Genomic DNA, 17,877 nt, shown 5'->3' on the forward strand with positions numbered 1-17,877 from the left:
TCCCGACGGTAGCGCTTCGATACGGCAAAGAGGGCTGAGTCACTAGCGCCACCATGGTCGGCGTCGTCGGTATCACTGGTCTCCTCGTCATCGTGCTGGTCAACAGCGCGCTCGCTGCCCTCATGACTCGCTTCTTCCGGGTTCGCCTCGAAACGGCCTGGGGGAGTATCCTCTACGCCCTCTTCCTCATCCCGCTCACGATGGTGGTGGTGCTGTTCGTCCTCTCGGGCGTGTTCGGCCTCGGGGTCGACCTGGGGAGCCGCGCGACGGTCATCGCCATCACGATCGCCGTGCCCCTGGCCGTCGGCATCACCTTCGACTACTTCTGGATGCCCGCGCCGGACGAAGTGGACGTCCCCGACCGAACCAGGTCTCGATAGCGCGCGGAGAGCCTAGCCGAGCAGCGATCCGACGGCTTCGTGAACCTCCTCCAGCACGTCATCCTGCGACTGAGAGGCGTCGACGCGGACAAACCGCTGGGGCTCCTCGTCGATGAGCCGTTCGTAGTTCTCGCGCACGTCGGCGAGGTAGTCGGCCGTCTCGAACTTGTTGGTGGCGCCGCTGCGTTCGGCGGCTGTCTCGGGGTCGACGTCGAGGTAGACGGTGGCGTCCGGTGGGCGCGTCCAGGGTGCGTGGACGTCCTGGACGTACGCCAGCGGGTCGTCGAGGGCGTCCGAGAGGGTCGCGCCCTGGTAGGCGTACCGCGAGTCGGAGTAGCGGTCCGAGACGACGACGCGGCCGTCGGCGAGCGCGGGACGGACGGTGTCGGCGAGGTGGGCGGCGTGGTCGGCGGTGTAGAGGAACAGTTCGGCCAGCGGGTCGGCGTCGTCGTCCCCGATGGAGCGTTCGACGGCCTCCCCGTACCACGTCTCCGTCGGTTCGCGGGTGAAGACGGCGTCGTCCGGCACGGCGTCGTCGCGCGTGCCGTCGCCGCTCCGGAGCGACTCCCAGGCGGACGTCTTGCCGCTCCCGTCGAGGCCCTCCAGCGTGATGAGCATACCGGCAGGTCACGGGCGCCTCACGTAAACGCCCCGCTACGCGGCGGGGGTATCGTGTCGACCCCCGGTCCTGGCCCGGTGCTTCATGGTGGTGGTTGTAACTGTTTACCGGCGTTCGGCGGCACCGGCCACGTCGAACCCCGGCACGGACGTACAACCACCACTATCAATCGCCCGGGAGGTCTGCTTCGTCTGCGATGCTCTCGTCGGCGTCACCAGGTGGCGGGTCGACGTTCGTACCCTCGGAACTGGCGGGGCGGCGGTCGGTTTCGTCGGCACGACCGTCGCCGTTCGCCGCGTTCTGGGCCGACGTCTCGACGCTGGATGGACCGGCGGTGGCTGTGTCGACGGTGTCGACGACGGCGGCCGGTGGGGTGAGCCACGCCCCGAGATCGCGGAGGTTCAGGTCCAGGCGGGCTGGCGGCCAGCAGATGGCGGCGGCCGACCGGAGGAGCGACTCGTCGTCGGTCCGGGCGGCGTAGTAGAGTTCCCGGAGGGGGAACACCATCTCCGCCGTCGCGTCGGGCGGATGGCCCGTCTGGGCGCCGTCGAGTCCGAGCGCGCGCCGCGCACACGTCGAGACGAAGCGGTAGCCCGCCTGGCTCGCGAGGGCGTAAGAGGCCCAGAGCTTCGGATTGATCTCCATGAGGGCGTAACTGCCGTCGGCGCAGCGCTTGAACTCGACCAGCGCGGGTCCGTGCCAGTCGAGGCTGTCGAGCAGGCGGATGGCGGCGGTCTCGATCCGTGGGTCGCGGAACAGGCGCACCCGGGTCCCGCTGCCGCCTTCGCGCGGGACGGAGCGGAGTTCTTCGTGGGCGAACAGCAGTTGCGGCGCGCCGTCGTCGTAGAGGAGCCCGCAGGCGTAGGTCCGTTCGCCCGGGATGCACTCCTGGACGATCACCTCCCGGACGCCGCGCTCGGCGACGAGGTCGTCGTAGGTCGCCCAGAACGCCCCGGGACGTTCGACCGCCGCCGTGACGTTCTTTCCGCACTCGTGACGGGCTTTGAGGAAGAGGGGAAACGGCAGGTCGGCGACCTCGCCCGGTCGACCTCGCTCGTCGAGGGCCGCGACGCGGTCGGTGAACGACGTGGGCGTGCCGACGTCGAGTTCGGCCGCCAGTTCCGCGGTCGCGACCTTGTCGACGGCGACGTCGAGTGAGTCCGAGGGCGGGAGCCAGCACTCCACCGCGTCGGGGAGGTCGTCCCGAATCCGGTCGACGGCGGCCACGGAGTGGTACCCCACCGGGACCAGGAGGTCGGGACGGTGCGCCTCGACGGCGTCGAGGAGCTGGTCGGCGTACCCCGGCTCGCTCGCGGGACCCGTCGTCACGCCGACGTCACAGTACCGGGACCGGAGCAGGCGACTCCAGTTGCTGGTGCCGACGCCGACGACCTCGGCGTCCAGGTCCTCGGAGAGCTCGGTGGCGACCTGGATGGCGTTGTCGTTGTCGCCGTCGAGCACCATCACTGTCGGACGGCTGCGGTCTCGTCCCATCCGGATCAATCCTTGTTCGGTTCCAGGAAGGTCGGAAGCCAGTTCGCCCGGTCGGTGACGTCGCCCCGTCCGCCGGGGTCGTCGTCCCGTCCGTCGGTGCCCTCACCCGTCCCGTCGGCGTCGCCTGTCGTGAGCGGCCTGGCGGCCATCCGCAGGGGTTTCGTCTGCCCGTCGAGCACCGGGGCGGAGTCGCGGACGAAGCCGAACCGACCCAGGAGGTCGGCCGGAAGCGTCTCGCCGACGGACTTGACGACGTCGGCGTCGGTGTGGTCGGCGAGCGCCGTAGCGACTAGCCGTCTGAGCGGGTCCGCGGGCTGGTTCGGCGGGAGCGGCACCGCGTCGCGGAACTGCAACACGCCGCTGTCGGTCAGGCGAGTCACGAGGGCCGCGACGGGGTCCCCGCGCGACCGGGCGACGTAGGTCCGGTAGTCGTGGGTCGGGTCGGCGAGCCACCACTCGTAGAACTGCGCCTCGCGCTCGACGTGGAGCCGTTCCGGGACCGAACGTTCGTACAGCGAGGCGAGGAGTGCCGCGGGCGCCTCCTCGTGGGATTCGACCCGGAAGCTCCCCGACGGCGTCCCGGCCCTGTCGAGGGCCGATAACGCACCGCGTGCGAGAACGTCTGCGACGCGTTCGAGTGTCCGACCGCCCGCGCCGCCGAGAGCGTCCTCGAGTGCGTCGGCGAGGAACGCCGAGGGGCGCTGGATGCGGTAGAAGACGTCGAGTGCGCCGAGCGACTCCCAGCCGAGCTTCCGCTGGGCGCCCAGCGCGCCCTCGGTCGGGTAGTTGAAGAACAGCGACGGCTCTCCGGCCTCGTAGCGGTCGATGGCCTGGCGCGTCATCCGGGTGTAGAGCCCGTTCCGGCGGTGGTCCGGATGGATGACCGCGTCGGCGGGCTGGAGCGCCAGCACCGTCCGGTCGGCACGCCGGAGCCGACAGGGGAGATACGCCTGCACGCCGACCAGGTTGCCGTCGCGCTCGGCGACGTTGATCGGGACGTGGGAGAGGTACGGGTCGTCGACGTACTTCCAGTCGACGTACGCTCGCGACCGGGTCCGACCCAGCGCGTCCTCGAACAGGGCGCGAACGCCGTCCGCGTCGCCACTGCGGAACCAGCGGATCGAGTACCCGTCGGCCGTCGACTGGGCCTCTTCGCCCGTCTCTTGCGATTGACTGGACATCTGTCTCTGTACCCGTCGACAGCGGGGATTGTAATTGACGGCTTAGTCACACCGAAACCCGATCAAATCCCGGATTAACGTCCACCCGGGTCGTCGGGGCGAACGTGGACGACTTTCGAGAAACTGGCCGACTGCGGTCCGATTCAGCAGTCTCCGTCGCTCTCGGACGCTGCGCGCGGCCGGTATCCCGACCAAACCGGGCGGTAAGCCCTGGCTGGCGTCGGACCGTGAACGATACGCCGATTGCCGTCGTCAGCGCGCCTCGCTAGCGAGCGCCAAGTTTTACGGTCGCTCCCGGTCCAGTTTCGAGCATGAACGTGCTCGTGGTCGGCGGCGACGGCTTCATCGGACAGTACCTGTGTACCGAACTCGTCGAGCGCGGCCACGAGGTGACGTCGCTGTCGCGCTCGCCCGACCAGGGCGTGCTCCCGGACGGCGTCTCGACGGTGGCCGGCGACGTCACCGACTACGACTCCATCGAACCCGCATTCGAGGGGCGCGACGCGGTGGTGAACCTGGTCGCACTCTCGCCGCTGTTCCAGCCCAGCGGCGGCAACGAGATGCACGAGACGGTCCACCTCGGCGGGACGCGCAACTGCGTCCGGGCCGCGGAAGAACACGGCGTCGACCGCTTCGTCCAGCAGAGCGCCCTCGGCGCTGACCCGGAGGGGACAACCCACTACATCCGGGCGAAGGGGAAGGCCGAAGACGTCGTGCGCGCGAGCGACCTGGACTGGGTCATCTTCCGCCCGTCTATCGTCTTCGGCGAGGGCGGCGAGTTCGTCTCGTTCACGACGAAACTGACGACGCCGTACGTCACGGGGCTTCCTGGCGGCGGTCGGACGCGCTTCCAGCCGATCTTCGTCGAGGAGTTCGTCCCGATGGTGGCGGCGGCCCTCGAGGACGAGACCCACGTCGGTGAGACGTACGAGATCGGCGGACCAGAAGTGGTGACCCTCGCCGAAGTGGCGAAACTGGCCTATCGCGCCCGGGGGAAGTCACTGACCGTGCTTCCCGTCCCGATGGTGCTCGCCGGCCTCGGGCTGTCAGTGGCCGGGGCCATCCCGGGATTTCCGATGGGCGCCGACCAGTACCGCTCGCTGCGCTTCGACAACAGCGTCGCGGACAACGACGTCGACGCATTCGGTGTCGACGTAGCGGACCTTACCACACTGGCTACGTACCTGGGTGTCGAGGAGTGACTCCCAGCTAATCACCGGCTGTAGCCCTCGAAGCTGTAGATTATCACACAGGAGATCCCCTATCGTATTCGATATTCTGGCAAAAGGCTTATACCCGCTTTCGCACTTGCCCTCTTTAAGCGGAGTCTCGAACCAATGAAACTCGCGATGATCGGCTTCGGGCAGGCCGGTGGCAAAATCGTCGACAAGTTCCTCGAGTACGACCAGCGAACGAACTCCGGTATCGTTCGCTCGGCCGTCGCAGTGAACACGGCGAAAGCTGACTTGCTCGGACTCGAACAGATACCAGAGGAGCACAGGGTCCTTATCGGACAGGCCAGGGTCAAGGGTCACGGCGTCGGTGCCGACAACGAACTCGGAGCGGAGATCGCCGAGGAGGACATCGACGAGATCCAGGGAGCTATCGACAACATCCCGGTCCACGAGATCGACGCGTTCCTCGTCGTCTCCGGACTCGGCGGCGGGACGGGGTCGGGCGGGTCCCCGGTGATCTCGAAACATCTCAAGCGCATCTACACCGAACCGGTGTACGGGCTCGGCGTCCTGCCGGGCGGCGACGAGGGTGGCATCTACACCCTCAACGCCGCGCGCTCGTTCCAGACGTTCGTCCGCGAGGTGGACAACCTCCTCGTGTTCGACAACGATTCCTGGCGGAAGACGGGCGAATCCGTCCAGGGCGGCTATGACCACATCAACGAGGAGATCGTCCGGCGCTTCGGCGTGCTGTTCGGTGCCGGCGAGGTCGGTGCCGGCGACAACGTCGCCGAGTCCGTCGTCGACTCCTCGGAGATCATCAACACGCTGGCCGGCGGCGGCGTCTCCACGGTGGGCTACGCCTCCGAGGACGTCGAACTCTCCGGGTCCAGCGGCGGCCTCCTCTCCCGGTTCAAGGGCGACGAGGGCGGCAGCGACATGGACACGGCCAACACGACCAACCGGATCACGTCGCTGGTCCGCAAGGCCGCGCTCGGTCGGCTGACACTTCCCTGCGAGATCGAGGGCGCCGAGCGCGCGCTGCTCGTGATGGCTGGGCCGTCCCAGCACCTCAACCGGAAAGGCATAGAGCGCGGGCGGAAGTGGCTCGAGGAGCAGACCGGGTCGATGGAGGTCCGCGGTGGGGACTACCCGACCAACGAGCCCCGCGTCGCCGCGGCGGTGTTGCTGTCGGGCATCCACAACGTCCCGCGGATAAAGGAGCTCCAGCAGATCGCCATCGAGGCACAGGACAACATCGACGACATCCGCCAGCAGAGCGAGGACAACCTCGAGCAGCTGGTCGAAGATGACGAGGATGAGCTCGATCCCCTGTTCTAGGGCGACGATCGCACTCCTGTTCGTGGCGGTTCTGGTCGCTGCCGTCGGACCAGCGAGTGCGCTCAGTCTCTCTAGCGAGGGCGTTCCGGAGTCGTCCCAGGTCGGCGAGGAGGTCCAGGTGACCTACAACATCGACGACCCGTTCACCGACGCCCCCAACGAGTGGACGCTCCAGGGTGAGACGGAACTCGAAGACGTGCGCTGGACCGTGACGGTCCTCCGGGCGGGTACGCAGGTCTCCCAGGAGACCTACACGGAGCAGTCGTTCAACCACTCGCTCGACGTCGACGACAACGGCGACGAGGTCGTCGTCAACCTCGACGGCACGACGCCGGCCATCGAGAACTACACGTACAGCCCCGAGGAGAGCTACCGCGTCACCTCCCTCGACCAGCGGACCGGCGGGAACGTCGAGAAACTGGCCAACGACTCGGCGCACCACTACACCGGGGACAGCCAGGAAGCCCGGAACGCCATCGAGGACGCCGAGGCGGCCATCGACGAGGCCGGCGGCCACTCCGATGCCGAGGATCTGCGCGACAGCGCGGTGTCGGCCTACGAGGCCGAGAACTTCGGCAACGCGGTCGACCTGGCGAACAAGGCCGAGCAGCAGGCCGAGAACGCCAAGCAGTCCCAGCAGACGCTCACCATGGCGCTGATGGGCGGCGGCGTCCTGCTCGTGCTCGCCCTCATCGGCGGCGGGATCTACTACTGGAAGTCCCAGCAGGAGACGGTCAGCCGGCTGTAGATGCGGACCGTCGTCCCGTTCGCCGTCTCGGAGCCGAAAACGCGACTTTCGTCCGTTCTTTCACCCGACGAGCGCCGCGAGTTCGCGCGAGCGATGCTCGACGACGTGCTCGCCGCGCTCCGCGCTCTCGACAGGGAACCCGAGGTCCTCGCGACAGAGCGCGTCGACGTCGACGCGCCGGTCACCGTCGACGACCGGCCCCTCGACCCCGCAATCAACGAGGTTCTCGAAACCACTGACGAAGCGGTCGCCGTCGTCATGGCCGACCTCGCGCTCGCGACGCCCGACGCGCTCGACCAACTCTTCTCCCCCGACGCGGACGTCGTGCTCGCGCCGGGCCGCGGCGGTGGCACCAACGCCTTCGTCGCCCGCCACCCCGACTTTCGGGTGGACTACCACGACGCCTCGATCCGCGATCACCGCCGTATCGCCGCCGAACTCACGGACGACGTCGTCGAGGTGGACTCGTTCCGACTCGCCACGGACGTCGACGACCCGTCGGATCTCGCGGAGGTCCTCCTCCACGGCGAGGGCGAGGCCGCCGACTGGCTCCGCGAGGCGGGATTCGAACTCTCCGTCGACGACGGTCGAGTTGGCGTGTCGCGATAACGGACTTTCCGACCGAAACGGCTGGCTGACCATCCGCCGAGGTGGGAATGAAAGGGGCGAGCGTCTCGGCCGAAGCCCGACGACGCAAGCACCGGAGCGCTAGCGAGGAGCGTAGCGAGTCGCGCGAGCCGAGACGCTCGGGGCTTTCGAGTTGTTATTGCTGTTGTCAGCCGTCATCGCTCCACCAGATGAAACCGATCACGGGGGCGAAACAGGGAAGGTCGCCCCTCGTGAAGCCTCGCCCATGAAGGAAGGGACGTTTCTCGTGACGACTGCGGAAGACGAGGCCGCCACGCTACGCGACGTCCACGACCAGCAGGTGATCACGCTCGCGGACAACCCCGGAGTCGAAGCCGGGGAGATTATCGAGGGGACGGTCGAGGCCGAACCACCCCTCGAAGTGGCTTACCAGCTCACCGATGTCGAATCGCGCCGGACGATCCCGGTCGAGCGCAGCGAGATGGCACCCACGTCGATGGAGAAAGAGATGGCCGCCGAGCAGTCGGAAGGGGACATCGAGATCCGGGAGCGCGCCGGCGACGGCGAAATCCACGTCCTGACCGTCCCCGAGGAACGCACCGACCAGGCCGCGACGGACGTCGTCGACGACCAGGAGACGGTCGCGCGGGCGGCCCGCCTCGGCGTCGAGCGGGTCGAAGTACGCGCCGCGGACGGCGTCGTCAGCGTCCGCTACCTGCCAGATTGATGGTCTCCCGAGATACCAAAACCACGGCTGCGTTCGTCGTACTCGCCGTTATCCTCTGGATCGCCGCCTCAACCGTCACGGACAACGAACTCGTGCAGTGGGGTGTCCTCATCGGCGTCGGCCTGATTGTACCGATAGCGGTCAACGGGTGGCGGGAGTAGGCAACGACTCTTTCTGGAGGCTACTGCGTCGGCCCGCCGGCGCTCTGGACGCGCCAGCCGCCGCGGACTTCCCCGCCGTCGCGTTCGGTGAACGCGAACGTCGTCTCTTCGTCGACTGCGTCGCCGCCCTCGACGTTCTCGACGCGGAGGTCGACGTCTAGTGTGTCGCCGCAACAGCCGACGCTGACGAACTCTTCCCAGACGTCGCCCTCGCTCGCGGTGTCGTGGGCCTTCCGGAGATAGGCACGGAAGGGGCTCCCTTCGACTTCCTCGCGGCCCCAGTCGCTCAGGTCGGACGGGCAGGAGAGCACGACTCGCGTGGCTCGTGTCATCGATCAGTGTAGGGGCCTCGCACTGGTAGGTCCTTCGCGCGGTTGGCGAGACAGTCCCGCTACACGTCGGCGACGATGCGGTAGAGCGCCCCCGTCGGCCCGTCACCGCCTCCACCGTCGCCGCCATCACCGCTGTCACTGCCGTCCTCGCCACCGTCCTCCCCGAGGGACGCCTCGGATGCCCGCGAGGTGACGTAGACGGCGTCGTCGGTGACGAGCGGCGTGCTCGTGACCCAGCCGCTCGTCTCGACGCGCCACGATTCGTCGCCCGACTCCTTCTCGACGGCGTAGAGGCGTCGGTCGTAGGACCCGGCCAGGACGTGGTCGCTCGTGACGACGGGACAGCCGATCACTCTGCCGCCGGTGTCGAAGGCCCACTGCTCCTCGCCTGTGGCGGCGTCGAGCGCGTAGAGGTTGGAGTCGTGGCTGCCGACGTACACCGTCCCGGTCGACGGCTCGACGGAGGGGCCGGACATCACCAGGCTGCCGGTCTCGAAGGCCCACTCCTCGGTGCCGTCGTCGAGGGCGACGCGGTAGACGTGGCCGTCCCAGGAACCGAAGAAGGCGCTGCCGTCGAAGGTGGCGACGGGGCCCTTGATGGGTTCGCCCGTCGAGAACGTCCACTCGAACTCGTGGTCGGGGTAGGACCAGGCGTAGAGGTCGCCGTCGTTCGACCCGACGACGACCCGGTCGTGCTCGGCGTCGACGGCGGGCGTGGAGTGGGGGTGGTCGGTGGGTCGCTGGTCCTCCCAGACGACCTCACCGGTGACGGCGTCGACGCCGAACATCCCGCCGCTGGGGTCGTAGTACTCGACGGCGACGTAGACGACGCCGTCCAGGTACCCCGGGCTCGACCCGATGGCGTCCCCGAGCTGGACGCGCCAGTACTGCTCGCCGGATTCGAGGTCGAACGCGTACAGGTTCCCGTCGTAGGCGCCGACGTAGACCGTGTCGTTGGCGATAGTGGGCGTGCCGTGGAAGCCTCGCGTGGTGTCGGTGGCGTTCGTCCGCCAGCGGACCTCGCCGTCGGGCGTGACGGCCAGCACGTCGCCGGTGTCGCCCGGGACGACGACGTCGCCGTTCGGGGCGAGCACCGGACTCGCTTTCGCGGCGGTGTGGTCCCCGGTGTTGACGTCGGGGACCTGCCAGTCGACCCGGACCGATTCGGGGACCGTCGCGTCCGGCGCGATCCCCCGGCGGGTCGGGCCACCGCGGAACTGCGCGTCGGCGGTCGCGGCGGCCGGACTCGTCGGGCCGCCACCGAGCGTCCGGAGCGGTCCCGTACAGCCGGCGAGGCCGCCCGTCGCCGCGACACCGGCCGCGGCCGCTCCCGCCGTCCGGAGGAACTGCCGTCTGGATTCGTCCATCGTTCGTCGACTGTCCGCGGACCACGATCAAAGCAGTTTGGGTCCACGGCGGCGGGGCGCGGTCCACCAGCGCACGTGGACCGCTCCGCTCACCCGTCCGGCGACTCTCGCACTCCTCGACCCCGAGATAAGAAGGCTTATTCGGAGCCCTTTCGCACCAAACCCCATGATGGAGTTCGACGTGCGCGAGGTCGATTACACGGAGTATTCGAACCGTCAGCTGGCGGCCGTGCCGCTGGCGGTGCTCGCCCTCGCGATACTGATTCTCGTCGGCTGGTCGCTCTTCGTCACCGGGGCGCCGACCGACCCCGGTGCACCAGTCACGCCCGGCATCGACTTCACCGGGGGAACCGAGTTGCGCGTCGAATCGGACATGACCCAGCAGGAAGTCGAGGCGTCCTTCGACGAGACCGTCATCTCGGTTCAGGGCGTCGTCGGGTCCGGTGACACCTACGTCGTCCGCCTCCAGTCCTCGGACGTCCAGTCCATTCGCCAGCAGGCCCAGTCGGCCGACATGAACGTCCTCTCGAGCGCCTCGACCGCCCCGTCCTTCGGGGCCGGGGCCCAGCAGACGGCGGTCATCGGGCTGGTCGTCGCCTTCACCGGGATGAGCCTCCTCGTGTTCGGGCTGTTCCGTACCTTCGTCCCGAGCCTCGCGGTCGTGGTGTCGGCGTTCTCCGACATCATCATCCCGCTCGCGGTGATGAACTTCATCGGGATCAAGCTCTCGCTGGGGACCGTCGCCGCCCTCCTGATGCTCATCGGTTACAGCGTCGACTCTGACATCCTGCTCAACAACCACGTCCTCCGGCGCTCCGGCGGCTTCTACGAGAGCGTCTACCGCGCGATGGAGACCGGTATCACGATGACGCTCACGTCCATCGCCGCGATGACGGTGATGGCCATCGTCGCGACGATATTCAACATCGACCTGATGGCGGACATCGGCATCGTCCTCGTCATCGGCCTCTCGGCTGATCTCATGAACACCTACCTGTTGAACCTCTCCTTGCTCCGGTGGTACAAGTACGAGGGGGTGGCGCGATGACCGCCATCCGCGACAACTGGCGCATCGTCCTGCTCGTCTTCCTGCTCGTGGCGAGCGCGGTCGTGCTGTTCGTCCCGGGCGCGACGGCCGGCGGCGGTGCGAACGAGACGGAAGCGCCGACCGGGACCAACGTCTCCGCGGACGAACGCGACAGCGGGTGGACGAACCTCCAGTACGGCATCCAGCTCGACGGCGGCTCCCGCATCCGCGCGCCCATCGTCGGCAACACCACGGAGAACGTGAACATCACGAGCTTCAACGAGAGCGACTCGCTGGAGACCACGCTGGCCCAGCGCTTCGAGATCGACCGCCTGGACGTCGAAGTGACTCCCAACGAGCGGAACGAACCCGACAGCGGTACCGTCGAGGTGTACAGCCGGAACGTCTCGCAGTCGGAGCTACTGACCGCGCTCCAGGACGAGGGGTACGACGTCTCCGAGTCCGACGTCCGGAACGGCGTCACCCAGTCGACCCGCGACGAGATGGTTAGCGTGATCGACGAGAAGCTCCAGGTCTCCGCGCTGACCGGCGCCGACGTCCGCGAGGCCCGCACGCCCACGGGCGAGAACTACATCGTCATCGAGGCAACGGGCCGCGACATCGGCGAGTTGCGCGAAATCCTCGACGACCGGGGCATCGTCCGCCAGTACGTGCTCTACCAGGCGCAGAACGGATCGGTCGTCCGCGAGGAGGTCCTCACCCAGGAGGACTTCGACGACATCGGCAGCGTCCGCCAGGACCAGGCCGGCCGGTACAGCGTCAGCGTGACCCTCTCCGATTCCGCCGCGGGGCCGTTCATGCAGGCGATGCAGACCCACGGCTACACCCAGGGCACCCGCTGTGGAGTCGACACACAGAGTTCGACGCCGCCGGAAGAACAGCTCTCGGCGGGCGACCGCTGTCTGCTGACGACGCTCAACGGCGAGCCCGTCTTCGCCGCGGGCGTCCAGCCGAACCTCGCCTCGTCGTTCCGTGACGACACGTTCGTCAACGACCCGTCGATGTCCATGACCGCGCCGGACCGGGACCGCGCCCGCAACCTCGAACTCAGCCTGAAGGTCGGCGCGCCGCTGCCCGCGCCGCTGGACTTCGCGGATGCCCAGACCACGTCGCTCCAGCCCTCGCTCGGTGACGAGTACAAGACCAACTCGGTCATCACCGGCCTCATCGCCGTCATTGCCGTGAGCGGCGCGGTGTACACCCGCTACCGCGACCCCCGCGTCGCCGCGCCGATGGTCGTCACCGCGCTCTCGGAGGTGGTGATCCTGCTCGGGTTCGTCTCGCTGGTCCAGTTCCCCATCGATCTCTCCCACATCGCCGGCTTCATCGCCGTCATCGGCACGGGGGTGGACGACCTGATCATCATCGCCGACGAGATCCTCCAGGAGAAGGGGGTGGCGACGGGCCGGGTCTTCCAGAACCGCTTCCGCAAGGCGTTCTGGGTCATCGGCGCCGCCGCCGCGACCACCATCATCGCGATGAGCCCGCTGATGGTGCTCTCGCTAGGCGACCTGACCGGCTTCGCCATCGTCACCATCGTCGGCGTCCTCATCGGTGTGCTGGTGACGCGCCCGGCCTACGGTGACATCCTTCGCCACCTCGTGCTGAGCGAAGACGAGCGGTAAGGGATTTCTCGGTTTCCACTCGCTTTTCAGTTCGATTGGTTCCTCAGCGTGGGACTGGCTTGTCGATCACTATTCCCGTCTGCCGGTCGACCAAAGAAGGCATATATGCGAATGGCAACGATTGCTCGCTAAGATGCCCCACTTGTCCCGTCGTAGATCTCTGAAAGCGACGGCAGTAGTGTTTCTTGGGTTAAGTGGTTGTATTGGCAGTAATCACGAGTCGGATATCTACATATTTAATCAGACAGCATCCACCAGAACGGTAGAAATTGATATCATCGAGAATGGTTCAAAATCGGCGTTTTTCTCCGATTCGACCTCGATCTCGGCGGACGAGAGACACGTTTACGACGATCCGATCCCGGAAGAGGCAGTGTGTGAGATACAGATCAGGACAGACGGTGGTCTCGAAACCGGGTTCGAGTGGAAGTCGGGCTATGCAGAAACACACAGTGTACAATTCTCTATCAGAGAAAGTCAAATCGAAACATCTCACGGAACGGCGTGAGCGCCCCACTGATAGTCGGTATAGTCGGGCTTCGACTGGCCGATCGACGCGGACGGAGTCGACGATAGGTCCTCAAAAGTCGTCCAGTCCCGACTGTTCGGCCGCCGCCAGCACGTCGTCACAGGTCGACCAGGACGTTCGCGCACACGTCGGCAACTCACCGTAGTCCGCCACGTACTCGCGCAGGAAGGTCCGCGTCGTCGGGTCGCTCGGATACCCACTCCCCACCTCGCCGTGCTCCGCAGCCAGCCGCTCGACGTGAGCGTCCCGCTCCACCTTCGCGACGATACTCGCCGCGCCCACGACGGTGTCGGACTCGTCGGCCTGGTGTTCAGCGGTGATACGCACGTCGGCGTCCACCCGGCTCGCCACGCGCTCGCCGAAGCGGCCGGCGTTGGCATCGCCGGCGTCGACCGTCCCGACCTGGCCGTCGGCGGCAACCTCGCCGAGCGCCTCGGCGTGCGCGGCCACCGTCAGCGTGTTCATGTCCGTCTCGGGGTCATCGATGCGTTCGACGGGTATCTCGGCGACGCCGACGGTCGCCAGCTCGCGGATCTCGGCGGCCAGTTCCTCGCGGCGAGCGGGCTTGATCCCCTTCGAGTCCCCGACGCCGTCGGGCAGGGCCGACGGCTCACAGTGGACCGCCGCGGCGAACATCGAACCCAGCACGGGTCCCTTGCCGGCCTCGTCGACGCCGAATCGCACGGCTGTGCAGTGTGTGGCTCGAAAGAAGTCCGTTGTGGTCTGCGTCGCCCGTCACGGCCTGCGTCGCCCGTTCCGGTCCGCGCCTACTCGAACAGGGATCGCGACCGCCTGGGTTCGCCCTCGTCCGCGTCGTCCAGGTCGAGTCCCTCCGCCTCGGCCCTGGCCCGCAGTTGTTCGTACAGCCGGCAGAACGCCCGATCCATGTGATCGCCCGTCTTGGCTGGCATCTACCAGTGGATGGTGCGGATCCCTCCTAAGGATTGCGGGTCCGGCGGCGGTTGCCCTCGGCCCCCACCGCACTTTTCTCTGCGGGGCGCCAACACCACGCCATGCTTCGATTCCTCATCGCAGTTGTCGGGCTGATCCAGCTCGTCGCGCCCGAGAAGGTCGTCAGGATGTACACGCGGCTGGCCTTCGAGGGGCCCGAGGCGTTCACCGTCCGCCGGTGGGTCGTGCCGGCGATGCGACTGGAAGGGCTACTGTTGCTCTGGGTCGCCGTCAACGGGCTCGAAACGGGAGAATCGGACGAGGAGGCGCTCTCGGATCAGGCGAGCTTGGCGAAGGCGAGCGTGCCCGAGATGTTCTCGATGTAGGCGGTGACGACCTGGCCCTCGCTGGCGCCGGGGACGAAGATGGTGTACTTGCCCTTCTCGGCGACGCCGTCACCTTCGCGGCCGGTGCCGGTGATCTTCACTTCGTAGGTCTTGCCCTCCTCGAGGGTCGCGGTGTTCTGCTGGCTCGAGGAGTTGCTGCGCTTGGCGACGGGGCGGAAGGCACCACAGGCCTCACAGCGGAGCATGTCGACGCCGTCCTCCTTGGTGAGTTTGGTGTCCGGGAGGCCACACTCCGAGCAGGTGACGTACTCGGCGACGTAGGCGTCGATGGCGGCCGAGAAGTCGTCGGCGTCGAAGGAGCCGTTGTAGCGGGCCTGGCTCCCGTCGAACTGGCCGTTGGTCCCGAGTTCGCGCTGGATGGTTCGGTGGACGTGCTTGGAGTCGCGAGCGAGCGCGTCGGCGATGTCGTCCAGGTTCGTCAGGCGGGTGAAGGCGCCGTCGGTCTGGCCGACGGGGTCGGGGACGGAGAGGCGTTCACCGGCCTCCCGGGGCTGGTCCGGGAGTTCGTCGAACGCGCGGTCGAGCGCTGAGTCGTAGTTCATATCGAATCGAGGTGGCAAGGACGTAAATGCGTTCCGTACATCGTGCTATCACTCCTCCCCTCGACGGCGGATACGTGCACACTGTGTCACACAACCGTGTGTATTGTTAGCAGAAGACACAAATGGGGAGGGCCACTATATACACGCTAATGAGTGACGACCCGCCGGACCTTCTCGGCCGTGTCCTCGACGCGGACGTCGACGAGGACCTCCTCCGCGCGCTGGGGACGCGTGAGCAGCGCTACACGCTCTATTACCTCCTCGACCACGACCGCGTCACGCTGTCCGAGCTCGCCGACGTCCTCGCCGGCTGGCTGGCGACCACGGAGTCCCGGGTCACCACCGGCGCCGACCGGTCGTCGCTCCGTATCGCCCTGTACCACAATCACCTCCCGCAGCTGGCGAGCGCGGGACTCGTCGACTTCGACGCGACGGAACTGGTCGTCGACCGGTCGTCGCTGTCGGCCGAGGAGCGCGAGATCGTCGAGGCGGCCTACCTCTCGGAACACTGGACCGGCGAGCCCGTCACCCCATGACCCGACCACTTCCGGGACCCGGTCCAAGTCCGACGCCATCGGGGAGATGACGCTCGCGGACTTCGTCGCGGACGTGGCGAAGCGACGAAAGACGATGGTCGTGTACGCGAGCGACGGCGCGCCCGACGTCGCGGACCACTTCGAGTCGCGCAACGTCACCGTCGAGCGCAAGTCGATCGCGCCGGGCGGGCCGGACGGCTTCGTCGTGTTGCGGGACGAGGACGGCTTCGTCGGCGCCTTCGGCATCGACAAGTTCGCCGAACTGCTGGACCCGCCGCTGTTCCGGCCGACGTACCGGACGGAGGTCTCGGAACCCTGGCGCTCGCTGTACGAGATTCTCGACAACACGCTGTTCGCCTCCTTCGGCCGCCGGCAGTTGCTCGGGGCCGCGCGCGAGATAGAGAACCGGGCCTGGCGCGTCGGTGCCGGCACGCTCCGGGTCGGCTTCCAGTCGCCCGACGCCCTGGCGGCCCAGATGGACGTCTATCGCCGCCTCGTCGAGCAGACCGACCTGTCTATTCACGTCTTCGTCGAGGCCGGCGACGAGGCGTTCCCCGTGCCCGACGGAGTCGAACTGTTCCGGAGTGAAGGGACGGAGATCGGCGACTTCTGGTTTCTCGTCTACGACGCCGCCGGGGACCCGCTGAACGCCTGTGCCCTCCTCGCCGAGGAGCGTGCCCTCGGGACCTACTACGGGTTCTGGACGTACGACGAAGACCGGGTCGCGGCGCTCTCGACCTACCTCCAGGACGTCCACGAGTGACGCCCGTCGACCGTGGCTCGCCGACGGAGCGTGAGCGATCCCCACCGCTCTAGGCCGACCGTTCGCTCGTTCCGGCCGGGGAAACGTCGGGTTTCACCCACTGGAGACGCCTGTGAGGCGCTGTGTCACTGGCGGCGCGATTTCCGGTCCGGGCCGGGAATGCTCGCCGATCCAGCGCTAACGTCGGGTTGTCGGCGCTACTCAGGTTCTAACAAAGGATGCCTGGCTCCAAGGCCCACGAGCATGGCAAACAGAGGTCAACAGCAAGAGGCGATGCGTGCGGCACAAAAGACCGGGATGGACCCCGCCATCGTGGCGTCGGCGGCGTCGGTCGCGCTGTCCTGGTATTTCTACTTCGTCAAGGGCGACAAACTCACCGGCCTGTTCGTCGGGCTGTGGCCACCGACGTTCCTGGCGTTCGCGAGCTACTTCGAACAGACGCGCATGAGCGAGATGGTCGACCAGGCGACTGGCGGGAGCAGCGGCGGTGTCGTCCAGTCACTCGAGCGCGTCATGCAGCGATAACCAGGGCTTCGAGCCCTGTTCGACCCATTCTCCGGTTGCTTACGTACTGGCGTCACCCGTCGCGCTCCGGCGGCGACCCGGCTGGTAATCGAGAACGAGCCAGAGACGGAGCGGACGCCGGAACTGACGGCCTACGCGAGCCCGCTGGCTATCTCCCAGCGGTCGGCGGTGACACCGTCGACGCCGAGCGACCGGAGGACGTGAATCTCGGTCCGGCGGCGCGCGGCCTTCCAGGCGACGACGGCCAGGCCGGCCTCGTGGGCCGCCTCGACGACGTCCGTCTCCAGGCACGTGTCGTAGTAGGGGTGGACGGCGTCACACCCCAGTTCGATGGCGGTCTGGAGCTTCTCCAGCGGGTCGGACTCGAAGAGCAGGCCTGTGGAGACGTCCCAGCCGAGGTCGGCGACCTCACGGATCGCGGCCTCGTCGAACGACGAGACGCTCACCTCGCAGTCTGTCGCGCGGACGGCCTCGCGGACGTCGGCGGCGAGGCCGGTCTCCTTCAGTTCGATCTGCAACTCGACGCCGTCGGGGACCGCGGCGAGCACCGTCTCCAGGCGCGGGATCGATTCCCCCGACCCGAGGACGTCGAGCTCCCGTAGCTCCGCCCACGCCATGTCGGCGAGGCGGCCGCTCGCGTCGGTCAGGCGGTCGACGGTCTCGTCGTGGAAGACGACCAGTTCGCCGGAGCCACAGCGGCGGACGTCGACCTCGACGGCGTCGAGGAAGTTCGCCGCGCGCGTCACGGCGCGCACGGTGTTCTCGGGATACACGTCGGCACAGCCTCGGTGGCCGATCACCTGCATTGCCGGAGGCGAAGGGAAGGATCCAATTAACGCTGTCGCCTCGCCGTCGGGCGATTTTCGGACGGCGCTAACCCATCCTTATCGTCGAGGCG

23 protein-coding genes are annotated in these 17,877 nt (G+C 67.5%); 14 read left to right on the plus strand and 9 right to left on the minus strand.

The features are described 5' to 3' along the window. The first annotated feature begins 53 nt into the window (after positions 1 to 53). Positions 54 to 380, plus strand: a complete 327-nt coding sequence (locus BM337_RS04900) for a DUF7991 family protein (protein ID WP_089814457.1) — start codon at positions 54 to 56, stop codon at positions 378 to 380. Positions 381 to 392: 12 nt separating this feature from the next. Here BM337_RS04900 and tmk read toward each other — a convergent pair whose 3' ends face one another. From tmk to BM337_RS04915, 3 genes are all read right to left on the minus strand, one after another. Further along, a complete protein-coding gene (gene tmk / locus BM337_RS04905; protein WP_089814459.1) occupies positions 393 to 998 on the minus strand; it encodes a dTMP kinase in 606 nt (201 codons plus the stop codon). Positions 999 to 1,164: 166 nt separating this feature from the next. Continuing rightward, positions 1,165 to 2,493 carry a carboxylate--amine ligase gene (locus tag BM337_RS04910; RefSeq protein WP_177227170.1) on the minus strand — a complete coding sequence of 443 codons (1,329 nt, stop codon included), beginning with the start codon at positions 2,491 to 2,493 and terminating at the stop codon, positions 1,165 to 1,167. Positions 2,494 to 2,498: 5 nt separating this feature from the next. Then, positions 2,499 to 3,674: a GNAT family N-acetyltransferase gene (locus BM337_RS04915; protein ID WP_089814461.1), complete on the minus strand. Its 1,176-nt coding sequence runs from the start codon at positions 3,672 to 3,674 to the stop codon at positions 2,499 to 2,501. 311 nt (positions 3,675 to 3,985) lie between these two features. Here BM337_RS04915 and BM337_RS04920 point away from each other — a divergent pair, with 311 nt between their 5' ends. The 6 genes from BM337_RS04920 to BM337_RS20955 all read left to right on the plus strand — a co-directional run bounded on the left by BM337_RS04920 (position 3,986) and on the right by BM337_RS20955 (position 8,414). Then, entirely contained in the window at positions 3,986 to 4,876 is an 891-nt protein-coding gene (locus BM337_RS04920) for a complex I NDUFA9 subunit family protein (protein WP_089814462.1), read from the plus strand. A 135-nt stretch (positions 4,877 to 5,011) separates the two neighbouring features. Beyond that, entirely contained in the window at positions 5,012 to 6,190 is a 1,179-nt protein-coding gene (locus tag BM337_RS04925; RefSeq protein ID WP_089814464.1) for a tubulin/FtsZ family protein, read from the plus strand. Further along, positions 6,168 to 6,938 carry a hypothetical protein gene (locus BM337_RS04930; RefSeq protein WP_089814466.1) on the plus strand — a complete coding sequence of 257 codons (771 nt, stop codon included), beginning with the start codon at positions 6,168 to 6,170 and terminating at the stop codon, positions 6,936 to 6,938. Before BM337_RS04925 ends, BM337_RS04930 begins: the two co-directional genes overlap by 23 nt. Beyond that, the gene (cofC, locus tag BM337_RS04935) at positions 6,939 to 7,547 is read left to right on the plus strand and encodes a 2-phospho-L-lactate guanylyltransferase (protein WP_089814468.1); all 609 of its coding nucleotides are present in this window, start codon (positions 6,939 to 6,941) and stop codon (positions 7,545 to 7,547) included. Positions 7,548 to 7,791: 244 nt separating this feature from the next. Beyond that, a complete protein-coding gene (locus BM337_RS04940) occupies positions 7,792 to 8,253 on the plus strand; it encodes a DUF5812 family protein (protein WP_089814470.1) in 462 nt (153 codons plus the stop codon). Then, positions 8,253 to 8,414: a DUF7987 family protein gene (locus BM337_RS20955; RefSeq protein ID WP_177227172.1), complete on the plus strand. Its 162-nt coding sequence runs from the start codon at positions 8,253 to 8,255 to the stop codon at positions 8,412 to 8,414. Before BM337_RS04940 ends, BM337_RS20955 begins: the two co-directional genes overlap by 1 nt. Before the next feature lie 20 nt (positions 8,415 to 8,434). Here BM337_RS20955 and BM337_RS04945 read toward each other — a convergent pair whose 3' ends face one another. Then, positions 8,435 to 8,746, minus strand: a complete 312-nt coding sequence (locus BM337_RS04945; protein ID WP_089814472.1) for a DUF7968 family protein — start codon at positions 8,744 to 8,746, stop codon at positions 8,435 to 8,437. Positions 8,747 to 8,805: 59 nt separating this feature from the next. Continuing rightward, the gene (locus BM337_RS04950; protein WP_089814474.1) at positions 8,806 to 10,113 is read right to left on the minus strand and encodes an outer membrane protein assembly factor BamB family protein; all 1,308 of its coding nucleotides are present in this window, start codon (positions 10,111 to 10,113) and stop codon (positions 8,806 to 8,808) included. Between the two features lie 166 nt (positions 10,114 to 10,279). Here BM337_RS04950 and secF point away from each other — a divergent pair, with 166 nt between their 5' ends. The 3 genes from secF (at position 10,280) to BM337_RS20445 (ending at position 13,294) form a co-directional block, all read left to right on the plus strand. Continuing rightward, complete coding sequence (gene secF / locus BM337_RS04955; RefSeq protein WP_089814476.1) at positions 10,280 to 11,161, plus strand: protein translocase subunit SecF; 882 nt, start codon at positions 10,280 to 10,282, stop codon at positions 11,159 to 11,161. Beyond that, positions 11,158 to 12,786 (plus strand): preprotein translocase subunit SecD, encoded by a 1,629-nt coding sequence (locus BM337_RS04960; RefSeq protein ID WP_089814477.1) that lies wholly within the window; start codon positions 11,158 to 11,160, stop codon positions 12,784 to 12,786. The genes secF and BM337_RS04960 overlap by 4 nt, the downstream gene beginning before the upstream one ends. A gap of 133 nt (positions 12,787 to 12,919) precedes the next feature. Continuing rightward, positions 12,920 to 13,294, plus strand: a complete 375-nt coding sequence (locus tag BM337_RS20445) for a hypothetical protein (protein WP_143117638.1) — start codon at positions 12,920 to 12,922, stop codon at positions 13,292 to 13,294. 72 nt (positions 13,295 to 13,366) lie between these two features. Here BM337_RS20445 and rnhB read toward each other — a convergent pair whose 3' ends face one another. Beyond that, entirely contained in the window at positions 13,367 to 13,999 is a 633-nt protein-coding gene (rnhB, locus tag BM337_RS04965) for a ribonuclease HII (protein ID WP_089814480.1), read from the minus strand. Positions 14,000 to 14,082: 83 nt separating this feature from the next. Further along, on the minus strand, positions 14,083 to 14,226 hold the full coding sequence (locus BM337_RS20960; protein ID WP_177227174.1) for a hypothetical protein: 144 nt from the start codon (positions 14,224 to 14,226) through the stop codon (positions 14,083 to 14,085). Positions 14,227 to 14,328: 102 nt separating this feature from the next. Here BM337_RS20960 and BM337_RS04970 point away from each other — a divergent pair, with 102 nt between their 5' ends. Continuing rightward, on the plus strand, positions 14,329 to 14,592 hold the full coding sequence (locus BM337_RS04970; RefSeq protein ID WP_089814482.1) for a hypothetical protein: 264 nt from the start codon (positions 14,329 to 14,331) through the stop codon (positions 14,590 to 14,592). On the opposite strand, the gene BM337_RS04975 is transcribed toward BM337_RS04970, so the two are convergent. Beyond that, positions 14,544 to 15,155 carry a translation initiation factor IF-2 subunit beta gene (locus BM337_RS04975; protein ID WP_089814484.1) on the minus strand — a complete coding sequence of 204 codons (612 nt, stop codon included), beginning with the start codon at positions 15,153 to 15,155 and terminating at the stop codon, positions 14,544 to 14,546. The two genes, BM337_RS04970 and BM337_RS04975, sit on opposite strands and share 49 nt — an antisense overlap. 149 nt (positions 15,156 to 15,304) lie before the next feature. On the opposite strand from BM337_RS04975, the gene BM337_RS04980 reads away from it, so the two are divergent. The 3 genes from BM337_RS04980 to BM337_RS04990 all read left to right on the plus strand — a co-directional run bounded on the left by BM337_RS04980 (position 15,305) and on the right by BM337_RS04990 (position 16,979). After that, on the plus strand, positions 15,305 to 15,691 hold the full coding sequence (locus BM337_RS04980) for a DUF7344 domain-containing protein (protein WP_089814485.1): 387 nt from the start codon (positions 15,305 to 15,307) through the stop codon (positions 15,689 to 15,691). Between the two features lie 46 nt (positions 15,692 to 15,737). Further along, entirely contained in the window at positions 15,738 to 16,454 is a 717-nt protein-coding gene (locus BM337_RS04985; RefSeq protein WP_089814487.1) for a DICT sensory domain-containing protein, read from the plus strand. Positions 16,455 to 16,697: 243 nt separating this feature from the next. Next, on the plus strand, positions 16,698 to 16,979 hold the full coding sequence (locus BM337_RS04990; protein ID WP_177227176.1) for a hypothetical protein: 282 nt from the start codon (positions 16,698 to 16,700) through the stop codon (positions 16,977 to 16,979). Between the two features lie 131 nt (positions 16,980 to 17,110). Here BM337_RS04990 and BM337_RS04995 read toward each other — a convergent pair whose 3' ends face one another. Beyond that, positions 17,111 to 17,785, minus strand: coding sequence for a glycerophosphodiester phosphodiesterase (locus BM337_RS04995; RefSeq protein WP_089814489.1), 675 nt, complete (start codon positions 17,783 to 17,785; stop codon positions 17,111 to 17,113). Positions 17,786 to 17,877: the final 92 nt, after the last annotated feature.

The sequence above is a fragment of the Halomicrobium zhouii genome, from assembly GCF_900114435.1.
GTDB classification, from domain to species: Archaea; Halobacteriota; Halobacteria; order Halobacteriales; family Haloarculaceae; genus Halomicrobium; species Halomicrobium zhouii.